Below are 14652 nucleotides of genomic sequence, written 5' to 3'. Positions count from 1 at the left end.
GGTCATCATCGTATCGCGAGGTCGCGCCGGATTATCTGATATCAGCGAGCGATCGTCTAGGCTTGCTCGTAACACGCGAAGCTGTTGCGACATCAACCGGCACGATCGCGGGAAGGCGATTTTCGGAGCAAATTCAATGATTTTCCTGCTTGATCACCGGGGCACGCGTCCGCGGCGTCTCAGCCCTTAGTATCACGATTGCGCGCTTGGAGCAGGTTCCGACAAAGGACGGCGGCTTTAGGAAAGACGCCGTACTTGTACGGAGTTTAGAACACGCCCCGAACGATCGACTCAAGTTGAACGACCGCGACAGGCAACGGGGCAGTAGCGATTAGGAGACTAAGCAATGCTTGCCACCACCGCACTTGCTCGCTCATCCGCCCTACCAACCTTGCCCCAATTACCCATGAGCATGGCTGCCGACAATATGGATCGCCCACTCGTCCTGATCGTGGACGATGACGAGGACGTCCGGTTCGCAATTCGAGAACTTCTGCTGTCGGTAGGAATCGACGCATGTTGCTTCGGATCGACACAGGAACTGTTGCAGGCCGATCTTCCGGAGCGGCCGGGCTGCCTGATCCTCGATGTTCGGATGCCCGGCGCAAGCGGCCTCGATCTTCAACATCATCTCGCCTTGAACGGTCATACGAGACCGATCATTTTCCTCACCGGTCATGGCGACATCGCGATGACCGTGCAGGCGATGAAGGCGGGAGCCATTGACTTCCTTACAAAGCCCGTCCGGGACCAGACGCTGCTCGACGCCGTCACAGCCGGAATCGAGAAGGACGTTTCGCTACGGACCGCCGCCCGGCACGTCAAGCTGCACGTCGACCGCTACGCGAAGTTGACGCCGCGCGAACGCGAGGTCATGCGTGAAGTGGCAAGGGGCCGCCTCAACAAACAGATCGCGTTCGATCTCGGCATCAGCGAGATCACCGTCAAGCTCCACCGTGGCAACGTGACGAAGAAGATGCAGGCCGCGTCCGTCGGGCAGCTCATTCGCATTTGGGAACTGCTGCCTGCGGATATCCGGGAGCAAAAATCACCCTAGACCAAAGGATGGTTACGACCCGGCCAGCAATGGGCGAGACGTGGGTGTGGTCAGCCGGCCACGCTAGCGAAGGTTATCGGCTTGTCCAAAGCGCCCCTGGTCGCGATCGTAGATGACGACGAAGCTGTTCGGGAGGCCCTTTCCGACCTCCTTATGGTGCTGGATCTATCGTGTCGCACTTTCGATCGAGCGGAGGCCTTCATGGCGGAATATGTCCCTGACCGGTTCGCTTGCCTGATTACCGACGTGAGCATGCCGGGCCATAGCGGGCTTGACCTGCTGCGGCATTTGCGGAGTCTCCGTTCCGCGATGCCGGTCATTATCGTCACGGCTGACACCAATCCGGCGACCCGATCTCGCGCCATGAGAGGTGGGGCCTATGCATACCTGACCAAGCCGGTAAGCAGCGACGTCCTCTTTCGTTACCTGCAGTCCGCCCTGAGGCACGCCGGCTGTGGCCCTGACTGCGATGGGCAGAGGCCTTCCGATGGCTAGTCCTGTCCACAAAGCCGCCCCGGGCGGCCGCGAACAATCCTTCACACTCCCGTCCGGGATGGCGTTATCCGATTTCGCATCTGACGTGGGATCACGTCCGGAGGATTTGCGCGCAACGGACATGCGTGTCGAGGTGGACTGACATGCTCCACAATATGCAGGTACCCGCGGACATCATGCGAAAATGGCAGGAGATCGCAGATCTTCTGGCCGATATTGTGAATGTCCCCTCCGCCTTGATCATGAGGGTAGAGCCGCCAAACATCAAAGTCCTCGTTTCCAGCGAGTCCAAGGAAAATCCTTACGAACCGAACGAGGCCGCGTGTCTCAATACAGGGCTCTATTGTGAGACTGTAATGAACACCCGCCGACCGTTGATCGTCCCGGACGCTCTGCAGGACGAGGCGTGGAAATCGAACCCCGACATCAAACTGGGAATGATCTCATACCTCGGCGTGCCGATCAGTTGGCCCGATGGCGAGATCTTTGGAACGATTTGTGTTCTTGACAGGAAGAGCAACGGATACAGCGATCTCTATCTCAGACTGCTGTTGCAGTGGCGCGACGTGCTGCAGGCGGACTTGAGATCCATTGCAACCACGCAGCGGGAGATTGAACAACGTGAAGCAAAAATTCGCCGCCTCGTCGATGCCAACATCATCGGCATCGTCATCTGGAATGACGAGGGGCGGATTCTTGATGCCAATAGCGAGTATTTGCGCATCGTTGGGTATGATCAGCACGATCTCCTGTCCGGCCGCGTGAGCTGGGCGGACATGACGCCTCCCGAATGGCGTGATCGCGATGCGTTGATGATGTCCGAGGTAAAAAACAAGGGAGCCGTGCAGCCTTTTGAAAAGGAGTATATCCGGAAGGATGGCAGCCGTATTCCAGTGTTGATCGGCATCGCGACCCTTGAAGCGACAGACAGCCAGGGTGTCGCGTTTGTGCTCGATCTGACCGAGCGCAGACGGGCAGAAGTGGAAGCGCGTGAGAGTGAGCGGCGATTCCGCAGCATGCAGACGGAATTGGCCCACGCCAATCGGCTGGCAACTTTGGGGCAGCTTACGGCGTCCATTACGCATGAGGTCAAGCAGCCGATCACGGCCGCGCTCCTGAATACCCAAACCGCTCAGCGCTTCCTCGCTCGCGAGCAGCCGGATGTCGAGAGGGCGAAGAAGGCAATAGACCGAGCCGTGCTGAACGGCATGCGTGTCACTGAAGTTGTCGACCGGACGCACGCATTGGTCAGGAAGGAGCCGACGCGAAAGGACAGCCTGGAGATCAATGAAACGATTTCGGAAGTTATCGGATTGACGCGCGGTGAAGTGTCGAAAAACAGCGTTCAATTGCGGACTCAGTTTGCGGAGGGTTTACCTGTCATTCAGGGCAGTCGGGTCCAGATTCAACAGGTGATGCTGAACTTGATCGTAAACGCAGTCGAGGCGATGAGCCAGATAAGCGACGAGCCTCGGGAGTTGCTGATCAGCACCCGGGTTGAAGCTGATGCTATTCTCGTTGCGGTGCGAGACTCTGGCCCGGGGCTGTCGGAGGGGGCGATCGAGCGAGCCTTCGAAGCATTTTATACCACGAAGTCGAGCGGCCTCGGGATGGGACTTTCCGTCTGCCGTTCGATCGTCGAGGATCACGGAGGACGATTGTGGGCGGCAGCAAACGTCCCAAGAGGTGCGGCGTTTCAGTTCACAATTCCCATCAATTCGGATTGCGAGGACTGACCACGAATTGCGCCTCCCAACCTCAGCATTGGCGCGCACGGCGACCGCATGACGCGATTGTCTGCGGCTTGACACACGTCCCGCCAACCCTATCCCAAGGTACAGGTTGATCTATCCGCCGGGCCAGCGGGATCAGACTCGCCGCAGGATACCGTCACGCGGCGTTTGCCATCATCATCTAAGCCCATAAGAGACTATGGCCAACGCGAGCATGAGACCATGAGCAAGCCGATCTTGCGCGAACCTTCGGATGATCTGCCGGCCGCGTCTGAAGCGCGCCGGAGCGACTTGCCGAATGCCGATGGGCGTGCTGCCGATGCGGAGATGGCGCGCGTGCTTGGGACCACGCCCTTTCACATGGCTCTGGATTCCTCCGGTGCCGGGATCGCCCACTGGAAGCATGAACCATTGCACGACGTCGTCGAGCCGATGACCCATCACGTCATCATGGCCTACAACGGCACGATGCAGCGCGTGGAGCGCCGGACAGGAAGCTCGGTTGCGATTGGAACGTTTCGTCCCGGGGTTGTGATCATCATCCCGGAAGGATCGAGCTCCCGATGGGATATTCCGAAGCCCGTTGATGTCGTTCAGCTCTATCTTCCGCACACAATGCTCGATCGCGTTGCCCGCGAAGCCGACATCGCCGCACCAACCGATCTGCTGGAGCGAACGGGGCATCCGGACCCCATTACATCCCGATTGCTCCTGACCGCGGCCGATGCCATGCAGGGCAATGGGCCCCTGGATACGCTGTTCAGGCATCAGCTGACGGACCTGCTGGCCACGCGCCTGTTGGCTGCGCACACCGGCTCGCCAACCACGTTCCAGCCGACCCTGGGTGGGCTGTCGCCGTCGGTGCTGCGCCGCGCCATCGAACGCCTGCGCTCGGACAGCGACGCGGACGTCTCGCTCGCGGCGCTGGCTTCGGATGCCGGGCTGTCGCGCTTCCACTTCTGCCGTTCCTTCAAGGAAAGCACCGGGCTTTCACCCCATGCCTGGTTGCGCCAGCACCGGCTCGAGCAGGCCATGAACATGCTGCGCGACACTGACGAATCCGTCGTCTCGATCGCAGCCGCGCTTGGTTATTCCTCCCAGACCGCGTTCGCCGCCGCATTCCGGAAGCTGACCAACGAAACACCGGGCGAGTGGAGACGGCGTACGCGATAACAGCGAACGCTCTGCGGGTAACAGACCGCCCTCAATGGCGAGGACAAGTCATGAGCTGCAAGCCAATTTCGCGCGATTTTTCGCAGAAGAATCAGCCAGACGCTTCCAAGGCGCACCAGCGCGATTTGCCGAATGCCGACCGGCGTCCTGCCGGTGTGGAGATGGCGCGCGTGCTCAAGACCGCTCCGCTGCGCCTGGCTTCCGATCCGTCCAGTGGAGCGATCGCGCATTGGAAGCACAATGCGCTGCATGACGTCGTCGAGCCCATGGCTGATCACGTCATCATGACTTACCCGACCGGCCTGCAACAGCTAGAGCGACGCTCGGGAAGATCAGTTGCGATCGGAACGGCGCGTTCCGGGGTTGTGACGATCATTCCCGCCGGCTCAAGCGCCCGATGGGATATTCCCGGCCCCGTCAATGTCGTTCAGCTTTATCTTCCGCCCACAACGCTGCAACGCGTCGCCGGCGAAGCCGATATGGCCGCTCCCGGCGATCTCCTGGAAAGGACGGGACATCCCGACCTCACCGCGTCCCGATTGCTCTTGAGCGCGGCGGATATGATTGGAGGCAGTGCCGCACTGGATGCCCTGCTCAGACATCAGCTGACAGACCTCCTGGCCACTCACCTCTTGGCTGCGCACATTGGCTCGCCAATCGCGTTGCAGCCGACCATAGGCGGCCTCGCGCCCACGGCATTGCGCCGCGCCATCGAACGCCTGCGCTCGGACAGCGATGCGGACGTATCTCTTGCGGCGCTGGCTTCGGATGCCGGCCTGTCGCGCTTCCATTTCTGCCGTGCCTTCAAGGAAAGCACCGGGCTTTCCCCTCACGCATGGCTGCGCCAGCACCGTCTCGAGCAGGCCATGAACATGCTGCGCGACACCGACGCGTCGGTCGTCTCGATCGCAGCGACGCTTGGCTACGCCTCCCAAAACGCCTTCGCCGCGGCATTCAGGAAGCTGACCGGCGAGACCCCGAGCGATTGGCGGAGGCGCACGCGTTAACAGCAATCTCTCTACAGCTACGTCAATCCCTCTGGGGCAGTCACAGGTTTGGTCCGCTAGACAAAGACCATGCGATGGTCACGCCGAGAACTAGGGAGATAACCAATGGCCTGGAAGAACTTCGTCGGCCCAAATGCGATCACGTCACGACGAAGGGTGGTCGCGAGCGCCCTCATGTACGGCCTTTCGTTGACGGTGCGCTTCACCTCACCGACGGGTGAGGAGGCGGAAAATCCGGCGCAAGCTACCCTAGGTAAAAATCCGATGAGCTCCATCGTGATCAACGACGGTGCCCAGATCTTCAAGAGCTGGTCACCGAATCCCGTTCACTCGATCGTCTTTCAACGCAGCTCGACACGCAGTTCCAGAAGCTGCCGCGAAGTATGTGAACGGCCGATGCCGTTAATGCTGGACTGCTCGCCTCCATAGCGCCTGGCACCTTCGTTTCACGTCTTCGCGTCGTCATCGATCGCAAAGGTCTCCCGCCAACGGGGGAGCCGTGCAGTGACGCGCGGAATTTCGAGAAGATCAAACCACAGGAGACAACCATATGAGAATCCTCATCATCGGCGCCGGCTTCGCCGGCATGTACGCTGCACTTTCCGCCGCCCGCCTGCGCGACATCCAGGGCGTTTCCCCCGAACAGCTCGAGATCGCGCTGGTTGCACCAGAGCCGACCCTGGTGGTTCGCCCTCGGCTTTACGAACCGAAACCCGAAACGCTGACCGCGCCGCTGCTTGACGTGCTCAAAGCGGTCGACGTTGTCTACGTGCAAGGCAGCGCCGAGACCATCGACACCAAGGCCAGGACGGTGAACATCGTCGCCGCCAAGGGCGCGAAGAAGAGCCTCTCCTACGATCGGCTGGTCGTGGCCACCGGCAGCCGGCTGTTCCGTCCGAATATTCCCGGCCTTGCCGAACACGGCTTCAGTGTCGACCAGCTCGACGATGCGATCGCCCTGGACCGGCATCTGCACGGCCTGGCGGATCGGCCGGCAAAGAACGGACGCAACACGGTCGTCGTTGCCGGCGGCGGTTTCACCGGCATCGAGGCGGCGACGGAGATTCCCACACGGCTTCGTGCAATTCTCGGCAAGGATACCAAGACGCGCGTCATCATCGTTGATCGGAACAGCGCGATCGCTCCGGATATGGGCGCAGGTCCGCGCCCCGTCATTGAGGACGCGCTGCGCAAGGTCGGCGTGGAGACCCGGCTGGGCGCCGGCGTCGCCTCGCTGGACAAATCCGGCGTCACGCTTTCCAATGGCGAACACATCGAAGCCGAGACCGTGATCTGGGCGGCCGGCATTCGCGCCGCCCCGTTGACCCAGCAGATCCCGGCCGAGCGCGACAATTTCGGCCGGCTGCTGGTCGACCGTGACTTGCGCGTACCGTCGGTGCCCGGTGTCTTCGCCACCGGCGATGCCGCCAGGGCAGCCAGCGACGATGTCGGCAATTACGCGCTGATGTCGTGCCAGCACGCCACGCGAATGGGGGCCTTTGCCGGCAACAATGCCGCCGCGGAACTGCTCGGCGTTCCGACCAAGCCCTATCACCAGAAGGGATACGTCACCTGTCTCGACCTCGGAGAGGCCGGCGCCCTGTTCACGATCGGTTGGGAGCGCAAGATCGGGATGGTCGGCGACGTCGGCAAGAAGACCAAGCAGGAAATCAACACCGTCTGGATCTATCCGCCGAAGGCCGAGCGTGCTGCCGCGCTGGCCTCGGCCGATCCGGAGCGTGTGACTGATGTGAGTGGGTTCTTCTAGACCCTTCACGCGAAACGGGCCGCGCTCTGCGCTGGCTGCGCGGCCCGCTCAACCAAGACCAGCCAGTAGCCTTCACCATGAAACGGGAGACAAACATGAATTTAGACACAAGCTTGGCCAACACCTCACACCCCGGTGCACCGGGCCCCAACGAGTTGGTTCCGTCGCGCTACGCGGTGCAGGTCGGTGACATCGAGGTGCTGGTGGTCAGCGACGGCGTGCTGCCGCTCCCAACCGCGATGCTGGCGCACAACATCGAGCCAGCGGTCCGGGCAACCTGGCTAAAGGACATGTTCCTGCCGCCGGACGCTTACGATTGGGCGCTGAACGTGGTCGTGGTGCGTAGCGGCGACCGGACCATCCTTGTCGACGCTGGGCTTGGGCTCGACCCGGACTTGCACTTGCCGCGGGCCGGGCAGCTGATCAAGCGACTGGAGGCCGCCGGCATCGATCTTGCGTCCGTGACCGACGTGGTGCTGACCCACATGCACATGGACCACATTGGCGGGCTGCTCGTCGACGGGGTCAAGGACCGGCTGCGTCCGGACCTGCGGATCCACGTGTCGGCCGCCGAGGTCAAGTTCTGGGAGGCGCCCGATTTCTCCCACGTCTCCATGCCGCCCGGATTCCCGGACGCGCTTCGATCGACCGCCAAGCGGTTCGTGAAAGAGTACCGCAGCCAGCTGCGCACCTTCGAGGAGGAGTACGAGGTGGCGCCGGGAGTGGTCGTCACTCGCACCGGCGGTCACACCCCCGGGCACAGCGTGGTCCGCGTGGCATCCGGCGGCGACCGGCTGACGTTCGCCGGAGACCTGGTGTTCGCGGTCGGGTTCGAGCACCCCGAGTGGTACAACGGCTTCGAACACGACCCCGAGGAGTCGGCCCGCGTTCGTATCCGTCTTTTGCGGGAGCTGGCTGAAACCGGCGGGTTGCTGGTGGCCACTCACCTGCCGTTCCCGTCCGTCGGCCATGTGGCGGCCAACGGCGACGCCTTTCGTTGGGTGCCGGTCTTCTGGGACTACTGACCGCACGGTCCGAACGAGGCGCGTCGTCAGCGCTTCATCCGATACGGGCCGCGTTACCAGCGCCGGAGCGCGGCCCGCACACCCAAATCCCTTTGGAGCTCGACCTCGATGAAACACGAAACCGTGCGCGCGACCGCGTTCGCCATGCCGCTAACGAACTCGGCCTTTCCACCCGGCCCCTACCGGTTCATCAACCGCGAGTACTTCATCATCCGCTACCGGACCGATCCCGAGGCGCTGCGCCGGGTCGTGCCGGAACCGCTCGAACTGACCGAGCCGGTGGTGAATTACGAGTTCATCCGCATGCCTGACTCGACCGGCTTCGGCGACTACACCGAAAGCGGTCAGGTCATCCCGGTGTCCTACCGGGGCGAGGCCGGCAGCTTCGTGCATCAGATGTTCCTCAATGATCATCCGCCGATTGCTGGTGGGCGCGAACTGTGGGGCTTTCCCAAGAAGCTGGCGCAGCCGAAGCTTGCGGTCGAGACCGACACGCTGGTCGGCACGCTGAACTACGGCTCGGTCCGCATCGCGACCGGCACCATGGGCTACAAGCACCGCGCGCTCGACACATCAGTCGAAGCCAGAAAACTCGCCGCACCCAACTTCCTGCTCAAGATCATTCCGCATGTCGACGGCACGGCGCGTATTTGCGAGCTCGTGCGCTTCCACCTCGAAGACATCACCGTAAAGGGCGCATGGACCGGGCCGGCGGCGCTCGACCTCTGCTCGCATGCCCTGGCTCCCGTCGCCGAGCTGCCGGTGCTTCAGGTGCTGTCCGCCAAGCACGTTGTCGCCGACCTCACGCTCGGGCTTGGCACCGTGATCCACGACTATCTCGCACCTGGCGCGACGTTACGTCGACGCGGGACCGGGTCCGAAATTCTGATCGAAGCGAATGCCGGCTGATCGGTCGGCCAAATGCAGGGAGTTTTGGCAATGCTGAACGTGATGCGAGAACAATCAAGTCCGGTGCCGCAGCAAACCAGGCCGCTGCCGTACGATGTCGTCGCTCTGGTGCTGCAAGGCGGTGGCGCGCTTGGCGCCTACCAGGCCGGCGTCTATGAGGGCCTGCACGAGGCCGGCATCCGGCCGAACTGGCTGGCCGGCATCTCGATCGGCGCGCTCAACGCCGCGATCATCGCCGGCTCGCCCGAAGCCGAGCGCGTGCAGCGGTTGCGCGAGTTCTGGGAGACGATCTGTGCCTTTTCGATCGAGTGGCCCGCCGGCGAGGGGCTGGCCAATGCCTTGCCCTTTGCCTTCGACATCAACTCGGTGCGCAACAGGATGGCGGCGACGAGGGCCCTGGTCCAGGGTCAGCCCGGATTCTTCAAGCCGCGCTTTCCGTCGCCGCTCTGGTCGCTCTTCACGGGCGATGCCGCGACCAGCTTCTACGACACGGCGCCTTTGCATCAGACGCTGGAGCGGCTCGTCGACTTCGACCGGTTGAATTCGGGCGAAGTGCGCGTCAGCGTCGGCGCGGTCAACGTCCGCACCGGCAATTTGACCTATTTCGACACCGCCGAACGCCGGCTGGGACCGAAGCATTTCATGGCTTCCGGCGCGCTGCCGCCGGGATTCCCCGCCGTTGAAATCGAAGGCGAGCACTATTGGGACGGCGGCGTGGTTTGGAATACGCCGCTTTCCCGCGTGTTGTCTGGCGAGCCATGTGACACGCTGACATTCCAGATCGATCTCTGGTCGGCCAGGGGCCGCGTTCCCCAGGACCTGATGGAGGTGTCGAGCCGGCAGAAGGACATCCAATATTCGAGCCGCACGCGCGCCGTCACCGACCAGGTGATGCGGATGCAGAAGATGCGTCAGGCGCTGCAGCGGACCATGGAGGAGCTGCCGGCCAGCGCAAAGGCGAAGCCGGAAATCCGCGCCATCGCCGACATGGCCCGCCATCGCTCCTACAATATCGTTCACCTGATCTACCAGTCCAAGACCTACGAAGGCCATTCGAGGGACTACGAGTTCGGGTTGAGCGCGATGCGTGCGCATTGGCAGAGCGGGCTCGACGACATCCGTCGCACCCTGGCCGACCCGCACCGCCTCGACCGGCCGGCACCGGAACTTGGCATCGTCACGCATGACGTGCATCGCCGCGACTGAGCTCCCGGCGGATTTCATCTCTCAAAGCACCCGAAAGGAACTCCCATGTTGAAGGGCAAGGTAGCCATCGTCACCGGATCGACCAGCGGCATCGGCCTCGGCATCGCCAGGGAGCTGGCGAAGGCCGGCGCCGACCTGGTGTTGAACGGCTTTGGCGATGCTGGCGAGATCGAGGCGATCCGCAGCGGGATCGAACGCGAGCACGGCGTGCGCGTCGTCTACGACGGTGCCGACATGTCGAAGGGCGAGGCCGTGCGCGGATTGGTTGCCGCGACGATCGAGGAATTCGGGCGCCTCGACATCCTTGTCAACAATGCCGGCATCCAGTTCACCGCGCCGGTGGATGAGTTTCCGGCGGCCAAGTGGGACGCGATTCTCGCGATCAACCTGTCGGCCGCATTCCACGGCATTGCGGCGGCGGTGCCGCAGATGAAAAAGCAGCGCTGGGGACGGATCGTCAACATCGCTTCCGCGCACGGCCTCGTGGCTTCGACGTACAAGGCCGCCTACGTCGCGGCCAAGCACGGGATGGTCGGCTTGACCAAGGTGGTCGGCCTGGAGACCGCCGGGAGCGGCGTTACCTGCAATGCGGTCTGTCCCGGCTGGGTGCGCACGCCGCTGGTCGAAAAGCAGATCAGCGACATCGCAGCCCAACGCGGCATCAGCCAGAAGCAAGCCGCTGAAGAGCTGTTGTCGGAGAAACAGCCGTCGCTGGATTTTGCCTCGCCGGAGCAGCTTGGCGGCACCGTCGCGTTCCTGTGCTCGGTTGCGGCAGAGCAGATCACGGGCACGGCGATCTCCGTCGATGGCGGCTGGACCGCACGCTAGGCAGGACGGTGTGCATTTCCTCACATGACGGAGAAAATGATGATCGCTATCAGCACTCGGCCCAGCCGTTCCGTAAACCGCTCGATGCCGAAGACGACAACAGGCTGCCTACTTTTTCCGGCCAGGTCGAACACCGTTCAAAAACACCTCGACGGCCGAACCGACCGCCGCCTGCGCTTCCTTGTCCGACGGCGCCGCGCGCAGCCCGAGAACGACCTGCAGATGAAGGTTGTCGCGGATCATGCCGACAAAGTGCCCGGCCATTCGCGAGCAATCATCGGTTCGAATTTCTCCTCGCTTGTTGGCGGCTTCAAGGACCTCGGCGAGCCGGGACGTCGCCCGGCCGGGCCCTTGTTCGTAGAACGACTTCACAAGATCAGGAAAGCGGTTGGCCTCGGTGACCGCAATTCGGTAAATGCCGATCAGGGTGGGCGACATGTAAATGCCCATGAGATGCTGACCAAACGCCGTCAGCGTCGCCCGCAGATCGTGGCCCTCCGTTTGCTCGATGACCAGGGTCGAAAGCACCCTGTCGGCGCTTTCCTTGACGATGGCGGAGAACAGGCCCTGCTTGTTGCCGAATTCACTGTAGATGGTGCGTTTCGAACCACCGGCACGTTCGATGATCGCGTCGATGCTCGTCGCCGCGTAGCCCTGTTCAAAAAACACCTCGGCCGCAGCGCGAAGCAGGGCTTCCCGGCGACCGTTCGGGCGCCCTTTCTTAGCCACAGCCATTCATCCATCCCGATCCATCCCTTGACTGGTAACGATCATTACCATAGACGTCAAATGGTAACATCCATTACCGGAGGCCGTCATGCAGCGTAACAAGAAGAAGACGATCGGCTTGCTGCTGTGCCTTGGCGCGGTGGTGATCGTGGCCACGGGATGGAGGGCGCGTTCGATCGGCGAGACCTCGACCGACAATGCGTATGTTCGCGGTGACGTGACCTCACTGGCCCCGAAGGTTGCGGGCTACGTCACGACCCTCGAGGTCGAGGATAACCAGAGCGTCCGGGCGGGTGACGTCCTGTTCCGGATCGACGATCGGGACTATCGCGCAAAGCTTGCGCAAGCGGTGGCCAATGTCGAAGCGGCCCAGGCTCGCCTCACCAATGTGGATGCCGACATCCAGCTTCAGCACGCCCTGGTTCGACAGGCCGAAGCGCAGCGACGTTCGACCGTCGCCGAGAGGAATCTGGCGACCAAGGCCTCCGATCGCCGCCGCGAACTTATCCGCACCAATGCCGTTAGCCAGGCCGCGGTCGATGAAAGCGACGCGGCGCTGTCGAGGGCCGAGGCGGGCGTGTCGGCGGCGTCGGCGATGGTGGAGGCCCAGCAACAGCGCATTGCCGTCCTTGCCACCCAGCGCGAAGCTGCCGTTGCGGCCGTTGCGCAGGCACAGGCCGCACGCGATCTTGCCCAGATCGATCTCGACAACACGGTGGTGCATGCGCCGGTCGATGGCGTGATCGGCAACCGCCAGGTCCGCATCGGCCGGCTGGTCGCGCCGGGCGCCTCCTTGCTCGACATCGTTCCGGTCAAGGACGTGTGGGTGGTCGCGAATTTCAAGGAAACCCAGATCGAACATATCCGGCCCGGCCAGCGCGTCCGCATCACGGTCGACGGTTACCCGGATGAGAAGATTGAAGGCCTGGTGGACAGCTTCGCACCCGGCAGCGGTTCTGCCTTCAGTCTGCTCCCCGCGGACAATGCGACAGGAAACTTCATCCGCGTCGTGCAACGCGTACCGGTGAAGATCCGCTTTGCCAGCAACCCGTTGCCCGGCCGCCTCGTGCCCGGCCTGTCCGCGCGTGTCGAAATTGACCGGAGAAGCGGCTCATGACCATGGCCGTCGCCGACACGCCGAGCCGCGACAGATCTGCGACAGGAGCCCTTCTTGTCGTGGGGGTCGTGCTTGCGACGCTGACGGAGGCGATCGCAGGCACCGTGCTGTCGCTCGGGCGCGGCTATATCATCGGCGACACCTACGCAACTCCCGACGAGGCCGCCTGGCTGGACATTGGATACACCGCTCTGAAACTGATCGGGTTCATGACCGCCCCCTGGCTGATGACCCGCATCAATCCGCGCAGCCTGATCATTTGTTCAACGCTGGTCATGGGCACGGCATGTGGCATTGCCGTCATCACAGCCCGGCTGGACCTGTTGATAGCACTCCGCATGATTCAGGGCTTCTCCGGAGGCACCTTGCTTATCGGCGGGCAGGCGATCATTTTTCTCGCCTATCCGCGCGCCCAGCAACCGATCCTTCAAGCCCTGTTCGCGATGGGGTCGGTCGTCGCTCCCGGGACCATCGCCCCGGCGCTCCAGGGATGGTTGCTGGACAGCCAGTCCTGGGCATGGATTTTCGTCAGCGTCGTTCCGGTGGCCCTGGCAGCGGCCGGCCTGCTGTTGATCGCGGACGCCCCGAAGCCGGCTGCGGCCGTGCGCCGTCCGTTTGATTGTATCGGCTTCTCGCTGATGTCAGTCGCATTTCTCTGCTTCACCTATGTCCTCAATCAGGGCAACCGATGGCGCTGGTTCGAGGAACCTCGCATCCTGTGGCTGACAGTGCTGGGCGCCGCCGCCCTGCTGCTGTTTCTCGGCCACCAGGTGATCGCCAAAGGCTGGGGCCTGCTCGATTTCACCTTGTTCCGGACGGAAGATTTTTCCTTCGCCTTCATTGTCAGCTTTGTCGCCGGCGCCGCGCTGTTCGGGAGCGCATTCCTGATCCCGTCGTTTGCCGTATCCGTTCTCGCGTTCAGGCCTACCGACGCCGGCCTGCTCTTGTTGCCGAGCGGCGCATTTTTCATCGGCACGCTCCTCATAGCCGCCTTCCTCTTCCAGGCCCGCCGCGTTCCTCCGGTCGCGACGGTGCCCTTTGGGATCCTGATGATCATGATTGCGATGTGGATGCTGTCCGGCTCGACCAGCGAAAGCGGCGCGCACGACATGATGGCGGCCATCCTGTTGCGCGGCCTGGGCCTTGGCTTCCTGTTTCTGTCCATCACGCTGATCGCTTTCAGCAATCTCAATGACCACAAACGTGCGTCCGGCATCGGTCTCTTCAATGCGGGTCGCCAGCTTGGCGGTCTGATGGGGGTAGCCGGACTGCAGACACTGATCGACCATAACGTCGCGGGCAATGTTGCGGTGCTCGGCGCCAGCGTCACCGCGGGCGTTCCTGCGGTCAGCGAGCGGTTGACGGCGATGACAGCCATGCTCGCGGCGCGGGGAATGGACGCCGTGGCCGCCAGCCGGGCTGCCACGAGCCTGCTGGGCAGGGCCGTCACCGGTCAGTCCACCGTGATCGCCTTCGACACCGCGTTCAATGCCGTCGCGTTGCTTTTCGTCATCGCCGCGCCGGTGCTGGTCTCCATCAAGATCGGATTCCACCGCTACGCGAAAGCGCACGCGGCGCAGTCATCCCTGAGCAAGGAGCCGTAAC

14 protein-coding genes are annotated in these 14652 nt (G+C 62.7%); 13 read left to right on the top strand and 1 reads right to left on the bottom strand.

The genetic code is table 11. The features are described 5' to 3' along the window. Positions 1–406: 406 nt before the first annotated feature. The 11 genes from JQ600_RS28070 (at position 407) to JQ600_RS28020 (ending at position 11201) form a co-directional block, all read left to right on the top strand. Positions 407–1057, top strand: coding sequence for a response regulator transcription factor (locus JQ600_RS28070; RefSeq protein WP_212266107.1), 651 nt, complete (start codon positions 407–409; stop codon positions 1055–1057). 81 nt (positions 1058–1138) lie between these two features. Further along, complete coding sequence (locus JQ600_RS37650) at positions 1139–1552, top strand: response regulator (protein WP_212390025.1); 414 nt, start codon at positions 1139–1141, stop codon at positions 1550–1552. A 143-nt stretch (positions 1553–1695) separates the two neighbouring features. Continuing rightward, positions 1696–3288, top strand: coding sequence for an ATP-binding protein (locus JQ600_RS28060; RefSeq protein ID WP_249136126.1), 1593 nt, complete (start codon positions 1696–1698; stop codon positions 3286–3288). Positions 3289–3507: 219 nt separating this feature from the next. Beyond that, entirely contained in the window at positions 3508–4458 is a 951-nt protein-coding gene (locus JQ600_RS28055) for an AraC family transcriptional regulator (protein ID WP_212390024.1), read from the top strand. A 50-nt stretch (positions 4459–4508) separates the two neighbouring features. Continuing rightward, the gene (locus tag JQ600_RS28050; RefSeq protein ID WP_212390091.1) at positions 4509–5465 is read left to right on the top strand and encodes an AraC family transcriptional regulator; all 957 of its coding nucleotides are present in this window, start codon (positions 4509–4511) and stop codon (positions 5463–5465) included. Between the two features lie 105 nt (positions 5466–5570). Further along, positions 5571–5894 carry a hypothetical protein gene (locus JQ600_RS28045; protein WP_212390023.1) on the top strand — a complete coding sequence of 108 codons (324 nt, stop codon included), beginning with the start codon at positions 5571–5573 and terminating at the stop codon, positions 5892–5894. 121 nt (positions 5895–6015) lie between these two features. Next, entirely contained in the window at positions 6016–7233 is a 1218-nt protein-coding gene (locus tag JQ600_RS28040; RefSeq protein WP_212390022.1) for an NAD(P)/FAD-dependent oxidoreductase, read from the top strand. Positions 7234–7328: 95 nt separating this feature from the next. Continuing rightward, positions 7329–8258 carry an MBL fold metallo-hydrolase gene (locus JQ600_RS28035; protein ID WP_212390021.1) on the top strand — a complete coding sequence of 310 codons (930 nt, stop codon included), beginning with the start codon at positions 7329–7331 and terminating at the stop codon, positions 8256–8258. Between the two features lie 108 nt (positions 8259–8366). Next, on the top strand, positions 8367–9167 hold the full coding sequence (locus JQ600_RS28030; RefSeq protein WP_212390020.1) for an acetoacetate decarboxylase: 801 nt from the start codon (positions 8367–8369) through the stop codon (positions 9165–9167). Positions 9168–9197: 30 nt separating this feature from the next. Then, entirely contained in the window at positions 9198–10373 is a 1176-nt protein-coding gene (locus tag JQ600_RS28025) for a patatin-like phospholipase family protein (RefSeq protein WP_212390019.1), read from the top strand. A 45-nt stretch (positions 10374–10418) separates the two neighbouring features. After that, positions 10419–11201, top strand: coding sequence for a 3-hydroxybutyrate dehydrogenase (locus JQ600_RS28020; protein ID WP_212390018.1), 783 nt, complete (start codon positions 10419–10421; stop codon positions 11199–11201). 108 nt (positions 11202–11309) lie between these two features. Here the strand turns inward: JQ600_RS28020 and JQ600_RS28015 are convergent, their stop codons facing one another. Next, positions 11310–11936 (bottom strand): TetR/AcrR family transcriptional regulator, encoded by a 627-nt coding sequence (locus JQ600_RS28015; protein ID WP_212390017.1) that lies wholly within the window; start codon positions 11934–11936, stop codon positions 11310–11312. 82 nt (positions 11937–12018) lie between these two features. Between JQ600_RS28015 and JQ600_RS28010 the strand changes: the two genes are divergently transcribed. Then, entirely contained in the window at positions 12019–13047 is a 1029-nt protein-coding gene (locus JQ600_RS28010; RefSeq protein WP_212266055.1) for an HlyD family secretion protein, read from the top strand. Next, positions 13044–14651, top strand: a complete 1608-nt coding sequence (locus JQ600_RS28005; RefSeq protein WP_212390016.1) for an MFS transporter — start codon at positions 13044–13046, stop codon at positions 14649–14651. The genes JQ600_RS28010 and JQ600_RS28005 overlap by 4 nt, the downstream gene beginning before the upstream one ends. The last annotated feature ends 1 nt before the right edge of the window (position 14652 follow it).

This window comes from Bradyrhizobium sp. AUGA SZCCT0176 (assembly GCF_018130145.1).
GTDB lineage: Bacteria > Pseudomonadota > Alphaproteobacteria > Rhizobiales > Xanthobacteraceae > Bradyrhizobium.
Note: the sequence above shows the minus strand (reverse complement) of the source record. Positions and strands in the feature narration are given on the sequence as shown.

Excerpts from the sequence above, each read along its gene's own strand:
- JQ600_RS28070 (WP_212266107.1), top strand. The coding sequence starts at position 407 with ATGAGCATGGCTGCCGACAATATGGATCGCCCACTCGTCCTGATCGTG.
- JQ600_RS28060 (WP_249136126.1), top strand. The coding sequence starts at position 1,696 with ATGCTCCACAATATGCAGGTACCCGCGGACATCATGCGAAAATGGCAG.
- JQ600_RS28055 (WP_212390024.1), top strand. The coding sequence starts at position 3,508 with ATGAGCAAGCCGATCTTGCGCGAACCTTCGGATGATCTGCCGGCCGCG.
- JQ600_RS28050 (WP_212390091.1), top strand. The coding sequence starts at position 4,509 with ATGAGCTGCAAGCCAATTTCGCGCGATTTTTCGCAGAAGAATCAGCCA.
- JQ600_RS28045 (WP_212390023.1), top strand. The coding sequence starts at position 5,571 with ATGGCCTGGAAGAACTTCGTCGGCCCAAATGCGATCACGTCACGACGA.
- JQ600_RS28040 (WP_212390022.1), top strand. The coding sequence starts at position 6,016 with ATGAGAATCCTCATCATCGGCGCCGGCTTCGCCGGCATGTACGCTGCA.
- JQ600_RS28035 (WP_212390021.1), top strand. The coding sequence starts at position 7,329 with ATGAATTTAGACACAAGCTTGGCCAACACCTCACACCCCGGTGCACCG.
- JQ600_RS28030 (WP_212390020.1), top strand. The coding sequence starts at position 8,367 with ATGAAACACGAAACCGTGCGCGCGACCGCGTTCGCCATGCCGCTAACG.
- JQ600_RS28025 (WP_212390019.1), top strand. The coding sequence starts at position 9,198 with ATGCTGAACGTGATGCGAGAACAATCAAGTCCGGTGCCGCAGCAAACC.
- JQ600_RS28020 (WP_212390018.1), top strand. The coding sequence starts at position 10,419 with ATGTTGAAGGGCAAGGTAGCCATCGTCACCGGATCGACCAGCGGCATC.
- JQ600_RS28015 (WP_212390017.1), bottom strand. The coding sequence starts at position 11,936 with ATGGCTGTGGCTAAGAAAGGGCGCCCGAACGGTCGCCGGGAAGCCCTG.
- JQ600_RS28010 (WP_212266055.1), top strand. The coding sequence starts at position 12,019 with ATGCAGCGTAACAAGAAGAAGACGATCGGCTTGCTGCTGTGCCTTGGC.
- JQ600_RS28005 (WP_212390016.1), top strand. The coding sequence starts at position 13,044 with ATGACCATGGCCGTCGCCGACACGCCGAGCCGCGACAGATCTGCGACA.